Origin of the sequence: Paenibacillus silvae (assembly GCF_014639235.1) — a bacterium.
GTDB classification, from domain to species: Bacteria; Bacillota; Bacilli; order Paenibacillales; family Paenibacillaceae; genus Paenibacillus; species Paenibacillus silvae.
Window position 1 is genome coordinate 869,086 of sequence record NZ_BMFU01000002.1, and the last position, 15,772, is coordinate 884,857.

The window sequence follows — 15,772 nt, forward strand, 5'->3', positions numbered from 1 at the left end:
CTCCTTCTAGTCATATTTGATACGCGGGTCTAGCAGTCTGTAAGACACGTCCGTCAGAATGTTGACAAGCACGACGATAAAAGCAATCACAAACACAGCCGCCTGCACGATAGCCATATCATGGGTATTAACTGCTACTACGAGCAGCTGGCCCAGACCCGGCCAAGAGAATACCGTCTCGGTAATCAGCGTACCTCCGATCAAACTGGTAAATTGAAGGCTCATAATGGTCACGACCGGAATCAGGCCGTTGCGAAAAGCATGTTTAACAATGACCGTCAAGCGGCCGAGCCCTTTGCTCCGTGCCGTGCGAACATAGTCCTGGTTCAGAATTTCAAGCATGCTGGAGCGAATCAATCGTGTCATCTGAGCGGCTAAACCAACGCCTAGAGTAAATGCGGGCAGAATCAGATGTGACAAGCCCCCGCGCCCCGAGACGGGCAGCACGCCAAGCATGACAGAGAATAGCAGAATCAGCATAATCCCCATCCAGAAGTTTGGCATCGCCTTGCCAATAACCGAAATGCCCGAAATGAGCAGGTCGGTAAACGTATTTCGTTTCACCGCAGAGATGACCCCCAGCGGCACAGCCATCAATACGGCAAAAAGCATGGCTGCCGCAGCCAGCTCAAAGCTGGCAGGCAGTCGCTCCAGCACCAGCTCAAGTGCAGGCTGATTGTATCGGAAAGATTGGCCGAAATCCCCCTGGATTGCATTGCCCAGAAACTTCACATATTGTGTATACAGAGGCTGATCCAGACCCAATGCCTGTGTTAAAACCGCCCGATCTTCCGCTGTAGCTGTCTCAGGCAGCATCAGCGCAACAGGATCACCTGTGACTCGAACCAGTATAAATACGATCAATGACACGATAAAAAGCACCGGAATAATCTGTAACAGAGATTTGAATACGTATTTGCCCACTTCCGGCTCACCTCCCTTTTCAAAAAAAGAACGGCAGGAACCAGTTCATCCAGTCCCTGCCGCTCACGGCTTACTCATGCAATGACAGGTGGTATAAGCCTGATGTTACTTTGCAGCAGGTGTAATTTCGTCAGCGTAGAACATTTCATCACTGCGCGGTGCAAAGTTCACTTTGTCATTGGTTCCATAGACGCCTTCCATCTGATACAGATACACAGCCGGACGCTCTTCGGCAAAAATCTGCTGTACCTGCTGGTACTGCTTCTCACGAGACTCAGGGTTCATGTTTACCAGAGCAGCTTGCAGCAGCTTCTCCACCTCCGGATTGTTGTAATCCGATTCACCTTTGGCTTCTTCCACCATGTAACGGTTGTAGTTGTTTGAAGCATCGAACAAGGAGTTACCAATACCAATCATGAAAATTTCCTTGAATGATTTGGAGCTGTAGCGCTCGCTGAATGCACTCGGCTCAAGCACGTCCAGATTGATTTTGAATCCGGCTTGATCCAGCATCGCGGCTACGACTTCAGCTTGCTCTTTATATTGGGAGGAGACCGAAATCGTCATCTCTGCTTGCCCTTCAGCATATCCCGCTTCCTTCAGGAGCTGCTTCGCCTTGTCCAGATCATACAATGATGTTTTGTACAATGACGGATCGGCACCGAAGTTGCCTGGTGTCACCGAAGTCCGGGTAACAATTCCTGCTCCGCCAGCAATGCTGTCCACAATGCCTTGTTTGTCAATCGCGAGGTCAATCGCTTCACGTACCTTAGGATCAGCGGTAATGCTGCCCTCGGTCTGGCGGAAAATCAGCTGAAGCACACGCTGAATCGGTGCTTTCACAATTTTCTTGCCTGCTTCGCCTTCGATACGAGCAATGTCTGTGGACGGAATCGAAGCTGCAACATCAACACCGCCAGCAAGCAATTCGGATACACGAGTAGATGCTTCAGGGATGACACGGAAAACAACTTCATTCCACTTCGGCTCACCGCCGAAGTATTTGTCATTTTTCACAAGCTCTACACGGTCGTCTTTGGTCCACTTACTGAACTTGTAAGGGCCTGTGCCTACCGGCTCTTTCAGAAACGCATCCATACCCTTGTCTGCAATATACTTTGCAGGCAGCATGCCAGCACCCATTTTGGACAACCGATTAAGAAGCAGCGGGTCTGGTCCTTCTGTGATGATGTCGACGGTATGCTCATCAACTGCTTTGACTTCAACGATGTTTTTGAAATAACTGTTTTGTTTCAACGTATTGTCTTTGGCTACACGCTCCAGCGTGAATTTCACATCCGCTGATGTGAACGGATCACCATTGTGGAAGGTTACGCCTTCACGCAGCTTGAATCTCCATGTCGTATCATTCACTTGCTCCCATGATGTGGCGAGCGCAGGTACTTTTTTCTGCTGGCTGTCGTTTTTGACCAGATAATCAAACACGTTCACAAGCACCGCTTCGCTGGCCGTATTGTTATTGTTGTGCGGATCGAAGCTTTCAATATCGGTTGCCGCTGCAATCGTTAATGTGCTGCTGGCTGTCGCTTCACTGCCGCTTCCCTCTGATGCCGTATTGTTCTCTGTACCTTTGCCGCTTCCTCCGCAGGCACTTAGCACCATCACCATTGCCAGCAAGGTAATCCACAGACCTGTCCATTGTCTTTTTCTCATTGTGATTCTTCCCCCTTAGAAGTCGTATTTCTTGCCAGATACTCAAGTGCTACAGCGGATAACAGGCCGACACCATAAGGCATAACCTTCTCATCCAGATCAAACATCGGATGGTGAAGCGGATATCGCGTGCGCTGCTCTTCGTTTCCCGAACCTAGTCGGAAGAACACACCCGGCACGTGCTCACAATAAAAAGCAAAATCTTCACCGCCTGTAGACGGCTTGATATAACTCCACCCCTTCTGTGCATTCACCTCGTCACAGACATCCGTCAAGAGATCAACCATGCCCAGATCATTGACTACAACCGGATAACCGTCACCATAGATCACTTCACATCCTGCGCCAAACGAACTGCATACACCGTTTACCACTTGTTTGATCAGATCAGGCATCCGTTCACGCAATTCAGGTGATAAGGTGCGTACAGTGCCCACCATTTCCACTTCCGGTGCGATCGCCGTTCCCATATAACCTCCGGTAATTTTACCTATGGTCACCACAACAGGTTCCAGCGGATCAACCATGCGGCTGGCTACATTTTGCAGTGCGGTAATGACTTGTGCCGATACGGCGATTGCATCGATGCCTTCATGAGGACGTGCCGCATGTCCCCCCTGACCATGAATTTTGATCACCAGCCGATCAGCCGATGCAAAGGCAACACCCTGACTCACACCTACGGTTCCTGTATCCTGACCAGGGGTCATATGCAAGCCCGCAATGGCATCCACCTTGGGATTCTCCAGCACTCCGTCCTGAATCATCGCTCTTGCACCAGCGAGACCTTCTTCGGCAGGCTGAAAAATAAATTTGATATTGCCCGACTTCGGTCTGCCAAGACTCGTAAGCAGTTCAGCTGCCCCCATCAAAATGGAGGTATGCGCATCATGACCACAAAGATGAGCCTTGCCCTGTACTGTCGAGCGGTATTCTACATGCTTCTGATCCTCAATCGGCAAAGCATCCATATCAGCCCGCAGTGCAAAGGTAGGTCCATCCGTCTCTCCGCGAAGCAGACCTGTCACACCTGTCTGTCCAACATGACGTGTTACCTCCAGTCCAAGCTGCTCCAGATGCTCGGCTACAATTGCTGAAGTACGATGCTCCTCATAACCAATCTCCGGGTGGCGATGCAAGTCTCTGCGCCAGGCACTTAACTTGGCTTGCAATGGCTGAGCAAGCTCTATTAATTCGGATTGTTTCATTAAACGTCATTCCTTTCCTTTTCCTCTGACTCAGACAACAGCCGTGCATAGATTGCATCCGCCGAGAACTCGATATGCCTTTTCATCGTTTCCCGAGACCGTATGCTGTCCCGAGACTTCAGCGCTTCAAGAATCTCCATATGTACCTCGTAGTTCACTGAACGAATTTGCTCATTATAAGGCATCAGATCCAGTGCCGGGTTAATCTTGGTACGAATCTGCCTCACAGCTCTCTCGCAGTATGGATTGCCAGAAGCTTTAGCTATGGTCAGATGGAATTTGACATCCAGTGCCCTGAACCACTCCCGCGTACAGTCCGGCTCAATACTTTGTTTCATATAGTCATGCAACAGCTCAAGCTCGCCTGCGGTGATCCGCTCAGCAGCCAGGAAAGCCGCTTCTGGCTCAATGATCGTCCGATATTCAAACACCTTGAGCATCTGCGCCCAATCGCGCTTGATCTCTTCTCTTGTACGTTTATGGGAGTTGGCCGTCAGCGGCAGGACAAATGTTCCACCTTTAGCCCCCACTCTCTTCTCGATTAATCCCTTATCCTCAAGTGCAGAGAGTGCTTCGCGTACGGTAATGCGGCTTACATCAAACATCTCGGCCAAATCCCGCTCGGCCGGGAGCTGCTCTTCACTCATCAGCTCTTTCAGAATGATAGCTTCCTCGAGCTGTTCCCGAATAAATTCACTAACCTTTTTCGTTGATACTTTTTCGAATCGAAAGGAGAATGGATTAGACATCTGAACACTCCCATCTGTTTATGGTCTAGACCTTATACCATTAATATAATTCCGACTAAACTGATATGCAATACTTTTTTTTCTAAAAAACAACATTTCTTTCGTTTCCTGCTCCAGAGTCAGTCCCTTCATGTCGAGAAACACTTGGTAAACAAAGAAAAAAGAGGCTCTGCCGCCAGGCAAAACCTCTTTATCATTAAAGTGTGAACTTTTGGTTAATCACTGACGGAATGATTTAATGTACCTGCTCGTCAGAGATGTATATCCATCTGCTAAGGTTCTTTGTTGGCAAAAGGTTTGAAATTCCTGGTCACAGCAAGCCGCTTGCTGCCTTCAAGATAGAACTGATCCTCCGCCCTCCAGGTATGACTTGCCTTGTTCTGCCTGCGAAGATACACATAGTTGTAAGGCGAGGTCGCATAAGCTTTGTATCCCCTCTTCCTGCATTGCCTGAGAAACGTTACATCCTCTCCAACCGAACGGTCGGTGAAGCGAACTCTTTTTAATACCTTTTTACGGAATAACAACGTTCCTCCTTGTACGAATTCCACAGGTTTGTTTTCCTCGCCAGGAGATCTTACCAGCAATGCTCGTGAAGCCTCCAGATAAACCAGACAAGAGTGCTTGCCCACAATATCACTTCCGGTTCGCCGGAGCGCATGCACCTGTTCTTCAAGATAGTAAGGAGAGTAATAGTCGTCATCATCCATTTTGGCTATCAGTGAAAAGCGGGCTCTGGTTATTCCGGCATTCAAACACTGCCCCAGCGAGACCCTCTCAGGTACCCGGTATACGTGAACATGAGTATATTTCCGTATCTTTTTCTGAACCACTCGCATGTCCATGCTGTCCAGATTCAAAATAATAATCAGTTCTTTCCCCTTATAACGCTGACGACTATAATTTTGCAGGATGTTATCGAGAAATTGCGGCCGATTGGTACAAACAACAATAGACACCGGATGAGAAAGCTGGCTGCTCAACGTATCCCCTCTTTCAGCTTGTTTTCCCTCATCCTATGTACACGCATCCTGCCCGGTATAGACTGCTTTCTCTACTTTTTAACAAAATGCACAAAAAAACCTCTTCCCTTGTGAAAAGGATAGAGGTTTGGGAGTTAAACGTATCAGTTATTAAATTTTAGTTATCAAAATAAACCGCTTTGCCTGTACGCGCAGACTCGTAGATGGCCTCCAGAATCTGGGAAACCACCAGCGCCTGTTTAGGGGTAACCACCGGCTCGATATCCTTGTCGATCGCTTCGATCCATCTTCGCATCTCGATGTCTGGTGCATTTTCTGAAGCTCCTTCATAAAAATCTACCCCGCCTGAGCTCAGCTCAATCCCGTTTGTGTACAGGCGGCTGAACTTCTCGCCATTAATACGGAGTCCGTTCTTCATATCCGCACCCGCTTCTGTACCGCTCAGGCTGCATTTGGCCTCATCCACATCCAGAGAGTTCAAGGCCCAGCTGGATTCCAGCATGATGGTTGCCCCGTTTTCCATCACAATCATGCCAAAAGCCGAATCCTCAACCGAGAATTTCTGAGGGTCCCACGGTCCCCACGCATTGGCTGCATTTTCTCTTTGGGAAAGCTCGTGATGTGTCGTGCCGAGCACCACTTTTGGCTGATAATTATTCATCATCCATAATGTCAAATCCAGTGCATGTGTTCCAATGTCAATCAACGGTCCGCCGCCCTGCTTCTCTTCATCCAGAAACACACCCCAGGTCGGCACGGCTCTTCTGCGAATGGCATGGGCTTTGGCAAAATAAATCGAACCAAGCTCACCTGCATCACACAGCTGCTTCAGATACAGACTGTCCTGACGGAAGCGGTTATTGTATCCGATGGTCAACTTTTTCCCCGTGCGTTCTGCGGCTTCCAGCATAAGCTGCGCTTCTGCTGCCGTCTTTGCCATCGGTTTTTCACACATGACATGTTTGCCTGCCTCAAGCGCTGCTATCGAAATCTCCGCATGGGAAATGTTCGGTGTCAGCACATGCACAATGTCCAGCGAAGCATCCTTCAGCAGCTCCTGATAATCCGTGTATATCTCTGCACCTTCGGAACCGTACTGTTTCCTGGCCTCCACTGCACGCTCCTCGACAATGTCACAGAAAGCAGCCAGTTCAACGTTATCCAGCTTGCTCAGGCTCGGCAAATGTTTGCCATTCGCAATCCCGCCACAGCCAATAATTCCAATGCGATATACTTTACTCATGCTAGTCACCCTCACTTTGGTATTGTTGTTTTATTTTATGAAAATGGTTGTTTTACTTCATGGAAATGGGTTGTTTCATTTTGCGAAAAGCCGACGGAGTCATCCCGAGCCGCTTGCGAAACACGGCATGCAGATAATTGGCGTTGTTAAAGCCGGAAGCCAGAGCAATCTGCTCAATAGAAGCATTGCTCTCCTGCAAATTATTGCACACTGCCCGCAAACGAATATCCTCCAGCACACGGCTGAATGGCATATCCGGCCGCACCTGATAGAAAATGCGCTGCAGCTGACGGCTGCTGATGTGCAGCTTCTCGGCGACATGCTCCAGCGTCACAGCCGAAGCGTGATTGGCTTCCATGTACTGCACGGCAAAATCATACCGATATGCCGTCATGTCCCGCACAGGTGCTTCAGCCCGGATACCACCGGTATCATATGCGCGAACAGTTTTAAGCAAAATGCTGACCACCAGCTGCTTGATCGAGGTATAATATCCGACCATTTTATGATCACATGCTTCATAGGCTTCAAGAAAACAGGTCATCGCACGATGATAGTCCTGAACAGGAATATGCGGAAGTGTTCTCAGCTTTTCAATGGTCTCCTCCGATTCGGCTGCTTCCCAAGGATCGACATACTCTCGCGGCTTGTGCATAATGTCCACGTGAAGACACAACTCATCCATGTCCTCTGCCGCATCTGCCTCCTGATAATGAACAACGCCAGGCCCGGTCAGATATAACATGCCTTCAGACAACGCATGAGTCTGATCATCAATAATCACCTTGCCTTTACCTCTGGGGATCAGATGGAATTCATATTCTGCATGGTTATGAAAATCAACTATACGTCCCGCTGGAAACGTTGTCAGATGGAAACGCAGCACACGAATTTCGTAATGTCCCCATACCACCGTAATATCAAGCCGCTCCAGCAGATCCTGCCGGTCAAGCATTTTCCCATACGGATACAGACTCAAGCTGCCTTCCTCCTTAACATTACTTAACACCGAGCCTTTTTTATATATATAAATAGAACTAAAGAAACGACATTATGCCGCTTAACGATCCATGATCGTCAAAGATCGCTGAATTGAGGCAAGATACCAGCCTTGGCAGGCTGTTTAAGTCGAAGAGGGAAGGCTAACGATCCCCATAGAGCTTATTTTCCCTGAATCAGGAACATTTGAATTCTAACGATCTCCAGGAAGCTTATTCCGTTCGAAATCCTGAAAAATGAGCCTGATCAAGCTGGTTTCAGCACAATAGCGTCTCTGGGGATCGTTAGAATTTTCCAAAGCCCGAATATGCCGAAATAAGGCTTCTCCTGATCGTTAGCGCTCGCAGTAGAGGGTGGCAGACTTGCACTTGCCACTTGCCATGAGCGATGGACGATATTTGACTAATATGCCTGGATTGATGAGCATATTGGAGTGGATTGTGTACATTCTTTAGTTCAACTTATCTATATAAGTCGAACTATTTATTAGCACGTTAACGAAGAGGACAGAAAAAACCTGAAAAAGCGGAGCTAAACGCTTTCTGAAAGAAAGCTACATCGGAAGCATAGGCTTAGCCTTTGTCACCGGATTTTCCCCATTTGAAAAAGGGAATCCAAAAAATCTGGGGAGAACCGCGACTCTCCAGGTTGTTCTGTCATCGGAGTAGATGGTGTAAAATTTTCACTTCAATTTATATTGCTGTCCAGCTCTACGAGAGCAATACGCCGCCCTTCCTTCGCTGAACGATTCGCCGCTTCCATCAGGCGGGTTAATTCCATCGCCATATCCATGTTTTCAGTGGCCTCAGTATCCTGCTGGATGTGAGATACCCATTGATTGAATGCGCTTTCCATACTTTCAGCAACAGGAAGCTCTGTCCATTCGTTATACTGCTTCTCCCCCTCTTTTGTGCGAATTAGCAATTTATCCTCAGGTGTGCCGTACAGCAGTGTCCCCTGTGTACCATGCACCTCAATAACAAACGGCGAATGACTGTTTACAAACCCGGCCTCCACTACGCCAATCGCTCCCGATGCCGTTGATAGTGTTGCTACCGCATTGTCCTCAACTTCTTTGCCTGTAATATATCCAAAGCTGGCGTTTACCTCTGTAATATCCTCATTCAGAAACAATCGGGTCAAGTACATCGGATGACAGCCCAGATCAATCAATGCTCCACCCTGGCAGTCCTGCAAACTGTAGAAATGCTGCGGCAGCCAGTCTGTAATTGCGCCATCATGAGACAACCGCACTCTGACATACGTAATTTGTCCGAGCAGCCCGCGTTCAAGCACCTCCTGAATCTTTGCTGTATAGCCAGCGTAGAGGCGTGGCAAAGATATGGTCATTTTCACCCGGTTAGCCTGAACCTCTCTCAGAATCATATTGGCTTCTGCTTGTGTAGCAGCAATAACTTTTTCCGTAAAAATATGTTTGCCTGCCTTGGCGGCAGCTGTAATAACCTCTTCATGCAGTCTTGTTGGTGCGTCTACGATCACTGCATCAATGTCATCCTGATCCAGCATATCGGCAAGTGACGCATAAAAAGGGACGTTCAGGCGGTCAGCCGCTTCCTGCCCACGCTTTGCATCTTCATCCCAAACGGCAGCCATAACCGTATCCTGATGCTCCTGTGCTTGTTTGATGTAATCCCATGCATGAACATGCCACAAGCTGATTTTACCTATACGAATGGTCACGAATGTCTTCCCTCCATAGTATATAATATTCTGACATTTATCTATAAGGTATCATATGATGCATCTATTTTTAATCGAAACTCACGACAAAAAATATATAATATTACGACACTCGTTTGTTTAAATGAAACTTATGGTGTATACACGCTATCCCATTCCCTTAATATATACAAGCAATTGCCAGATACCCTGATAATATAAAAAAGCCGCACATAGGCGGCTTCTCATATGGTCTAGCTCATCAAGCTTCTGGCAATTGAGATTACCGTTCAATGCCTTAACCCAGTTTAACGCAGTGGATAACCTTGTGTAACAATTTTATGCCCCGATACCGTCTGAGACATCTCTTCAAGTGTATCCTTCACTCGCTCAAGCACATCGCTCTCATATGCGGCAGTACACTCAAAACCTGTCTGCACCTTCAGCTCGGCTGGATCAGCAGTCAAGTTAAACCAGCGAGCAATAACATCGCCCGTTTCTTCTGCGATTTTGAAGGTGGAGAAAGCGAGTGTTGAACGTTCGCTGTTCCAGTCAAGCCACTGTTTGCAAGGCGGTAATGTCACTTCTTCTCCATTCATTCCGTCTACCGGCTGAGCTTCCTTCGCATACGTATGAGCAAGTGTTCCCAGCTGTACTGTCGTCCAAGGTATAGGGTACATATAGGCGCTTGCACAAGCGCCTGATTTCGCTGCATCTCCTGCAAACGGAATAATCGCATATTCCACCGATTGAGGGCCTTGGCATTGGGCTTCCGGCGTCTCAAATACACCCCAATCCCCCAGCTCGGATGAAGCACGAAGCAAAGTGACAGCAATGCTGCTTCCCGAAGAAGTCTGCAAAATCTCGTATTCATTCAGCCCTTTGTTCGCTGCCATCAGTCCTGTGCTTCCATCGGTCACATATACGAATGCCTGCTGGTGCTGCGCATTGCTGGGATTCACCCACTCCTTCGCCGGAGCGTTCGGACGTTTGGCGACTTCAAAGATGGAATCGGCATAATGACTATCGGTCACAAGGCCGAACGGGAACAGTGCACGCAGACGATGATCCGTAGCCTGATTATCAAAATCAGTTCTCACCTTGAGCAGATCGCTGCCAGCTTCCAGTGTATACGTGGTTGTGATCTTGAGGGGAACCGTCTGCTGAACACGCTGCGCCTTCCGCTCCGTAAACGGAACCATATAGCGCTTCTCCTGCTCGAACAGCTCATCTGCCCCGGCCGGAATGTTCCAATGCAGTACACTTTGGATAACAGCACGATACGGTGAATGCTGCACAAGACGGAGCTCAGCCTTGAGATGCTCCGTTGTAATCGCCTGCTCCCCTTCTGGCTGGCGGTACACATACTCGTTACCGATATCACCCGTATTTTCATAGGCATTCAGTCCAACATACTCCTTGCCGGACCGTTTATCCAGCAATGTGACCGTTCCGTTATCCTCTACAGTGACACGCAGATATTGATTTTCCATCACATTCCCTTCAGCTTGCACGGCGTGCACCGAATCGCTTTCCTGTTCCCTGGCTGGCACCAGACCATAGGTCTGATAACCCAGGGCGGGAACCTGCTTCGCCTGAAAAGTCACCTTGACCTTACGGGCCATATATGGCTGCCTGAAGCGGTCTTTTGGAAGCTCATAACCGAAGTGAACGCCGAGATCCACAATCTCTGCTTCATACAGATTGCCTTCTGAATCGACGATCTGATATGCTGGCAGCGCGGCTTCTTCAAGCGTGCGCGCAAGCGCCTGCGGATTCGGTCCTTCCGGGAAAAAGGCTTTATCTACAATAAGCTCCTGTTCAATGATGCCGTTTCTTGTCCACCCCGCTGTGTTCAGAACGGTGAACAGCACCGCATCCTCTCCCCAGGCCTCGTTCTGCTGCACATCAATGGATTCGCCAATCGCCTGAGCGGTCTGGGACACCAGCTTCTCTGCCAGCTGCCTGCTCTTGGCAAACCGGGTAACCATCTCGCGGTGCACCTCATCTACACTGCAGCCGCAGATGCTGTCATGCGGATGATTCTGCATAAGCATCTTCCAGGCATGGGTGAGCAGATGATGCGGATATGATTTTACCCCGGCAGCATGGGCCATGGCTGCAAGGGGCTCCGCTACCTTTTCCAATAACGTCTGACCTTGCTGGTTTAGCTGCTTCAGATATACCCGCGCAGAAGCTGTATTCACCAGTGTTCCCCATCCATCCGTATGCTGACTGCGAAGCTCCCCTTCGATGGTTGCCAGATTATCTGGTACGTGCCTTGATACCGCCTCAATATAATCATCAAAATTGGAATGTATAAATTTCACGTCAGGATAAAGCTCGGAAGCGGTACGAAGAGCCGCAGGCAGATCCGTCTGAATTGGCTGGTGATCACATCCGTTCATGAATAGCAGATGTGGTGTCGAAGCAAACTTTTCGGCATCCTGCAGATTTTTGTCCCAATACACTTTGGCCTGCTCCGGGTCCACAGGAACCTCCATTCCGTTGCAGTACCAGTTCGCAAACAGAATACCGAGCACCTCCGAGCCGTCCGGGGAACGCCAGATCATCTCTGAATACGGGGATTCATACGCTTCTGCATCCACAACTGCGTTGTTGAATCCGGTCGGCTTCACGCCGCGCCCGAAGATTGCATTCTGAATGTCTGCCTGCTGCAAAATCTGGGGAGCCTGTCCCATATTACCGAATGAATCGGGGAAATAACCGGTTTTGGAGATGACCCCGAAAGGTTTGGCATCCCGATGCCCGATAAGCAAATTTCTCAGATTGGCTTCACTGCTCGTCAGAAACTCATCCTGCAGGACATACCACGGTCCAAATTGAATGCGTCCCTCACGAATATAACGATCCAGTCTCTCCTGCTGATCCGGTCTCACCTGTAAATAATCCTCACGGATAATCGTCTGCCCATCCAGATGGAAATAACGATATTCCGGGTCCTGATCGAGTGTATCCAGCAGCTTGTCCATCAGTTCCACCAGCAGCACATGATGATGCTCATAAGGCATATACCATTCCCGATCCCAGTGAGTGTGTGAGATCAGATGGGCTGTTTTTTGGTTTGTCATCTGTTTTTCCTCCTATCCTTTTGTTGCTCCGCCCATGCTGAAACCTTTGGACATATAACGCTGGGAGAAGATATAAAGCACAACGGAAGGCATCGTGTATAACATCGAGAAAGCGGCAAGTCTGCCGTACTCTACCATGCCGTGGCTGCCGAAGAATTGATAGATCGTAACGGAAGCAGGCAATTTCTCCGGAGTCTGAAGCAGTATATACGGTACAAAAAAGTTGCCCCAGCTGCCTGAAAAGGTAAAGATGGCGATTGTTGCAATGCCTGGCAGCATCAATGGAGCGACAATACTGCGCAAGCCTCTCCAGACTGACGCACCGTCAATCCAGGCGGATTCCTCCAGATCAATCGGAACCGAATCCATGAAATTTTTCATCATCCAGATACCATAAGGAAGCGAGGAAGCCGCCAGAAACAGCATCGTCGCCAGGATGGAGTTCTGCATTTTGAAGAATAGAAACATCTGAAATACGGGAACCATCACCGCTGTAATCGGCAGGGCCGTCATAAACAGAATGGATAACAAAAAGCTTTTCTTAAACCTCATCTCGTAACGGGAAAGTGGATAAGCCGCCAGAACAGATACAGCCACCACAAGTACCGCCTGTCCTCCTGACAGAATCAGACCTACACCGAACGAGCGCAGATTGCTTTCATCACCAAGCACATCCTTGAAATTTTGCAGCGTCCAGGTTGCAGGCATCTTGATGCCTTGCTGTGCATTGGGATCAAAGGCCGCGAGAATAATCCAGAGCAGCGGCAGCAAGAAGCACAGGCCGAGGAAAACGAGAATGCCGTACTGTATTTTACGTTGCAGACCGTGTTTGACCATCATAAGCACACCTCCTTCATCGTTACACTTTCACTTTCATGGAACGGATATAGAACAGGCTTGCAACAATGCCGATAAACAGCAGCACAAGGGATATTGCCGTTCCGTAGCCAAATTGATAGTTTACAAACGCCTGATTATACATAAAAATAGGCAGGGTCTGTGTAGACGTGCCAGGGCCACCCCCGGTCATCGTATAGATCAGAGTAAAGACTCCGAGCGTCTGCAGTGTAACCAGCATCATGTTGGTCACGATAGAGCCTTTCACCATCGGAATGGTGATGTGGCGTATAATCTGAAATCCGGTGGAGCCGTCAATAATCGCGGCCTCTTCGACTTCTTTGGGAATATCATCCAGTGCCGACTGATATACCATCATGGAAAATGCCGTTCCGTGCCAGATGTTGGCGATAATGACACTGACCATCGGGAAGCTGAACAGCCAGGAGATTGGACTCACGCCGAACCAGCCCAGAATCTGATTCAAGGAGCCGTTATCACTGAAAAAAGCGACCATACAGAACGCCACAACAATCTCGGGCGTTACCCAGCCAGCGATAACGATAATGCCGATGATGCGGCGAAACGTTATATTTTTTTCCTTCATTAGCAGTGCAAGAATAAATCCGAGCACGACCTGACCGATGACCGCGGAGAAGATCAGAAATACAAGTGTACGCCACACGCTAATTCGAAAATCCGGGTCCTGAAACATGTTTACAAAGTTCTGGAATCCGACGAATTCCAGACTCTTGGCTGCTGCACCGGTCAAAGCCATATTGGTAAAAGCAAAACAGATCGTTAATACAATCGGCACGATAAAAAACACCAGCAGCAGTGTAACGGAAGGCATCAGAAACAGAAATGCTCCCGGGGCTTTTCTTTTCATACGTCACTCTCCATTCGAACCGGAAAAAGGGGAGTTGTTCGCTCCCCCTCCGACTATATTGCAAGTCATTACTTCTCTTCGATATGCTCTGCTCCAACTGCACGCGAGACATTATCCTTAAACTGCTTGATTGCATCTTCTGGTGTCAGTTTGCCTGAAGCGATGCTCTCCACAATGCTCTGCAACTGTGCAGATACCGCTGCATATTGATCGTTCGTTGGGCGGAAGTGAGCCACATTCAACAGCTCCTGTGCTTCCTTCGTATACGGACGATCCGTATACCCTGCCACTTCTGTTGAATCATTGCGTGAACTCAGGCTGCCTTCGGCTACGACACGTGCCGTTGCATTTTCTTTATTCATCAGGAACTCCATGAACTTCCAGGCTGCTTCCTTGTTTTTAGCCTGGGCAGGAATAGACCACGCCCAGCCTCCCGACATTGTTGTTGCTCCTGGCGCCTGACCATTCTGTGTCGGGAACGGTGCAAATCCGATTTTATCCTCTACATTCGGAATCGGAGCAGCGCCATTCTCCGCCCAGGTTGAACCAGCCCAGCTTCCGTCTACCGCCATCGCCAGCTTGCCCTGCGGAAATTGCTGCTGGAACGCTATGCTTCCTGCTTGTCCGTTAAGCGCCACTTGCATAGTAGGTCCTGTTTTATCCTTATTGAACACTTGATCAATGAATTTGAAGGAGTCCAGCAAGCCCGGGCTGTTCACAATCCATTTCTTCGCTGCATCGTCATATAAGGTGTCGGCCGTTCCATACAGCAGCATTTCGAGCGTCTGCATTGTAACGCCTTCACCGTTTGCTTTGCCTACAATGAGGTTCAGCGGTGTTACGCCTGGAAGCTTCTGCTTGATTGTACGTGCTGCTTCAAGAACCTCATCCCAGTTCGCCGGCTTGAAAGGAACAGGCAGTCCGGCCTGCTGAAACAGCTCTTTGTTATACCAGATGCCGCGTGTATCCGATGTCGCCGGAATGCCGTAAACTTTGCCATCTTCCCCGGTAACTCCGGCCTTGAGGTTATCAATGATCTTGCCGTTCCAGTCGGACCATCCCTTCACCTGCTCGTCCAAAGGCTGCAGATAACCTGCCGCTGCATCCGATTTAAGGATGGAAGTATCCTCCGCAATAACGTCAGGCGCTGTATCAGGCGACTTCATCTGTAATACCATTTTGGAGGTGTAGTCACCTTCGCTTGCAAGCACTGGCGCGATATTGATCTCAATGTCGGGATTGTCCTTCTCAAACTGCTCTACGAGTCCAGACTTGAAAAACTTCGTCAGTGTATCCTCCGACCCGGAGGAACGGAATGACACGGTCACTTGTTTTTTGCCATCGCTGGACGCACCCGTGGAAGAGCTGCCGCTTGAGCATGCGGTTGTCAGAATAAGCAAAGAAGTCATTACGGCTGCCACTGGCATTTTCATCGAAAATTTTCTCATGTCTCGGTCTCCCCTTGCCCGGAATTATCTGAATTCCGAACGATAT

The 15,772-nt window shown here is 48.9% G+C and carries 12 protein-coding genes; all 12 read right to left on the reverse strand.

Going from position 1 to position 15,772, the window contains the following annotated elements:
* Positions 1 to 6 precede the first annotated feature (6 nt).
* Positions 7 to 924 carry an ABC transporter permease gene (locus IEW26_RS09800; RefSeq protein WP_145402442.1) on the reverse strand — a complete coding sequence of 306 codons (918 nt, stop codon included), beginning with the start codon at positions 922 to 924 and terminating at the stop codon, positions 7 to 9.
* Positions 925 to 1,029: 105 nt separating this feature from the next.
* The gene (locus tag IEW26_RS09805) at positions 1,030 to 2,598 is read right to left on the reverse strand and encodes an ABC transporter substrate-binding protein (protein WP_188592233.1); all 1,569 of its coding nucleotides are present in this window, start codon (positions 2,596 to 2,598) and stop codon (positions 1,030 to 1,032) included.
* Positions 2,595 to 3,806 carry a M20 metallopeptidase family protein gene (locus tag IEW26_RS09810; RefSeq protein WP_188592234.1) on the reverse strand — a complete coding sequence of 404 codons (1,212 nt, stop codon included), beginning with the start codon at positions 3,804 to 3,806 and terminating at the stop codon, positions 2,595 to 2,597. Before IEW26_RS09810 ends, IEW26_RS09805 begins: the two co-directional genes overlap by 4 nt.
* Positions 3,806 to 4,555: a FadR/GntR family transcriptional regulator gene (locus tag IEW26_RS09815; protein ID WP_188592235.1), complete on the reverse strand. Its 750-nt coding sequence runs from the start codon at positions 4,553 to 4,555 to the stop codon at positions 3,806 to 3,808. Before IEW26_RS09815 ends, IEW26_RS09810 begins: the two co-directional genes overlap by 1 nt.
* A 272-nt stretch (positions 4,556 to 4,827) precedes the next feature.
* Positions 4,828 to 5,538: a glycosyltransferase family 2 protein gene (locus IEW26_RS09820; RefSeq protein WP_188592236.1), complete on the reverse strand. Its 711-nt coding sequence runs from the start codon at positions 5,536 to 5,538 to the stop codon at positions 4,828 to 4,830.
* 157 nt (positions 5,539 to 5,695) lie between these two features.
* Positions 5,696 to 6,781 carry a Gfo/Idh/MocA family protein gene (locus tag IEW26_RS09825; RefSeq protein WP_188592237.1) on the reverse strand — a complete coding sequence of 362 codons (1,086 nt, stop codon included), beginning with the start codon at positions 6,779 to 6,781 and terminating at the stop codon, positions 5,696 to 5,698.
* Between the two features lie 52 nt (positions 6,782 to 6,833).
* Entirely contained in the window at positions 6,834 to 7,760 is a 927-nt protein-coding gene (locus tag IEW26_RS09830) for an AraC family transcriptional regulator (protein WP_229729764.1), read from the reverse strand.
* Between the two features lie 707 nt (positions 7,761 to 8,467).
* The gene (locus IEW26_RS09835; protein WP_188592238.1) at positions 8,468 to 9,481 is read right to left on the reverse strand and encodes a Gfo/Idh/MocA family protein; all 1,014 of its coding nucleotides are present in this window, start codon (positions 9,479 to 9,481) and stop codon (positions 8,468 to 8,470) included.
* Positions 9,482 to 9,768: 287 nt separating this feature from the next.
* On the reverse strand, positions 9,769 to 12,552 hold the full coding sequence (locus tag IEW26_RS09840; protein WP_188592239.1) for an alpha-mannosidase: 2,784 nt from the start codon (positions 12,550 to 12,552) through the stop codon (positions 9,769 to 9,771).
* A 12-nt stretch (positions 12,553 to 12,564) separates the two neighbouring features.
* Positions 12,565 to 13,389, reverse strand: coding sequence for a carbohydrate ABC transporter permease (locus tag IEW26_RS09845; RefSeq protein ID WP_188592424.1), 825 nt, complete (start codon positions 13,387 to 13,389; stop codon positions 12,565 to 12,567).
* Positions 13,390 to 13,411: 22 nt separating this feature from the next.
* On the reverse strand, positions 13,412 to 14,278 hold the full coding sequence (locus IEW26_RS09850) for a carbohydrate ABC transporter permease (protein ID WP_111273408.1): 867 nt from the start codon (positions 14,276 to 14,278) through the stop codon (positions 13,412 to 13,414).
* A 68-nt stretch (positions 14,279 to 14,346) separates the two neighbouring features.
* Positions 14,347 to 15,726 (reverse strand): extracellular solute-binding protein, encoded by a 1,380-nt coding sequence (locus IEW26_RS09855; RefSeq protein WP_188592240.1) that lies wholly within the window; start codon positions 15,724 to 15,726, stop codon positions 14,347 to 14,349.
* Positions 15,727 to 15,772: the final 46 nt, after the last annotated feature.

Excerpts from the sequence above, each read along its gene's own strand:
- IEW26_RS09855 (WP_188592240.1), bottom strand. The coding sequence starts at position 15,726 with ATGAGAAAATTTTCGATGAAAATGCCAGTGGCAGCCGTAATGACTTCT.
- IEW26_RS09825 (WP_188592237.1), bottom strand. The coding sequence starts at position 6,781 with ATGAGTAAAGTATATCGCATTGGAATTATTGGCTGTGGCGGGATTGCG.
- IEW26_RS09805 (WP_188592233.1), bottom strand. The coding sequence starts at position 2,598 with ATGAGAAAAAGACAATGGACAGGTCTGTGGATTACCTTGCTGGCAATG.
- IEW26_RS09840 (WP_188592239.1), bottom strand. The coding sequence starts at position 12,552 with ATGACAAACCAAAAAACAGCCCATCTGATCTCACACACTCACTGGGAT.
- IEW26_RS09845 (WP_188592424.1), bottom strand. The coding sequence starts at position 13,389 with ATGGTCAAACACGGTCTGCAACGTAAAATACAGTACGGCATTCTCGTT.
- IEW26_RS09815 (WP_188592235.1), bottom strand. The coding sequence starts at position 4,555 with ATGTCTAATCCATTCTCCTTTCGATTCGAAAAAGTATCAACGAAAAAG.
- IEW26_RS09850 (WP_111273408.1), bottom strand. The coding sequence starts at position 14,278 with ATGAAAAGAAAAGCCCCGGGAGCATTTCTGTTTCTGATGCCTTCCGTT.
- IEW26_RS09810 (WP_188592234.1), bottom strand. The coding sequence starts at position 3,806 with ATGAAACAATCCGAATTAATAGAGCTTGCTCAGCCATTGCAAGCCAAG.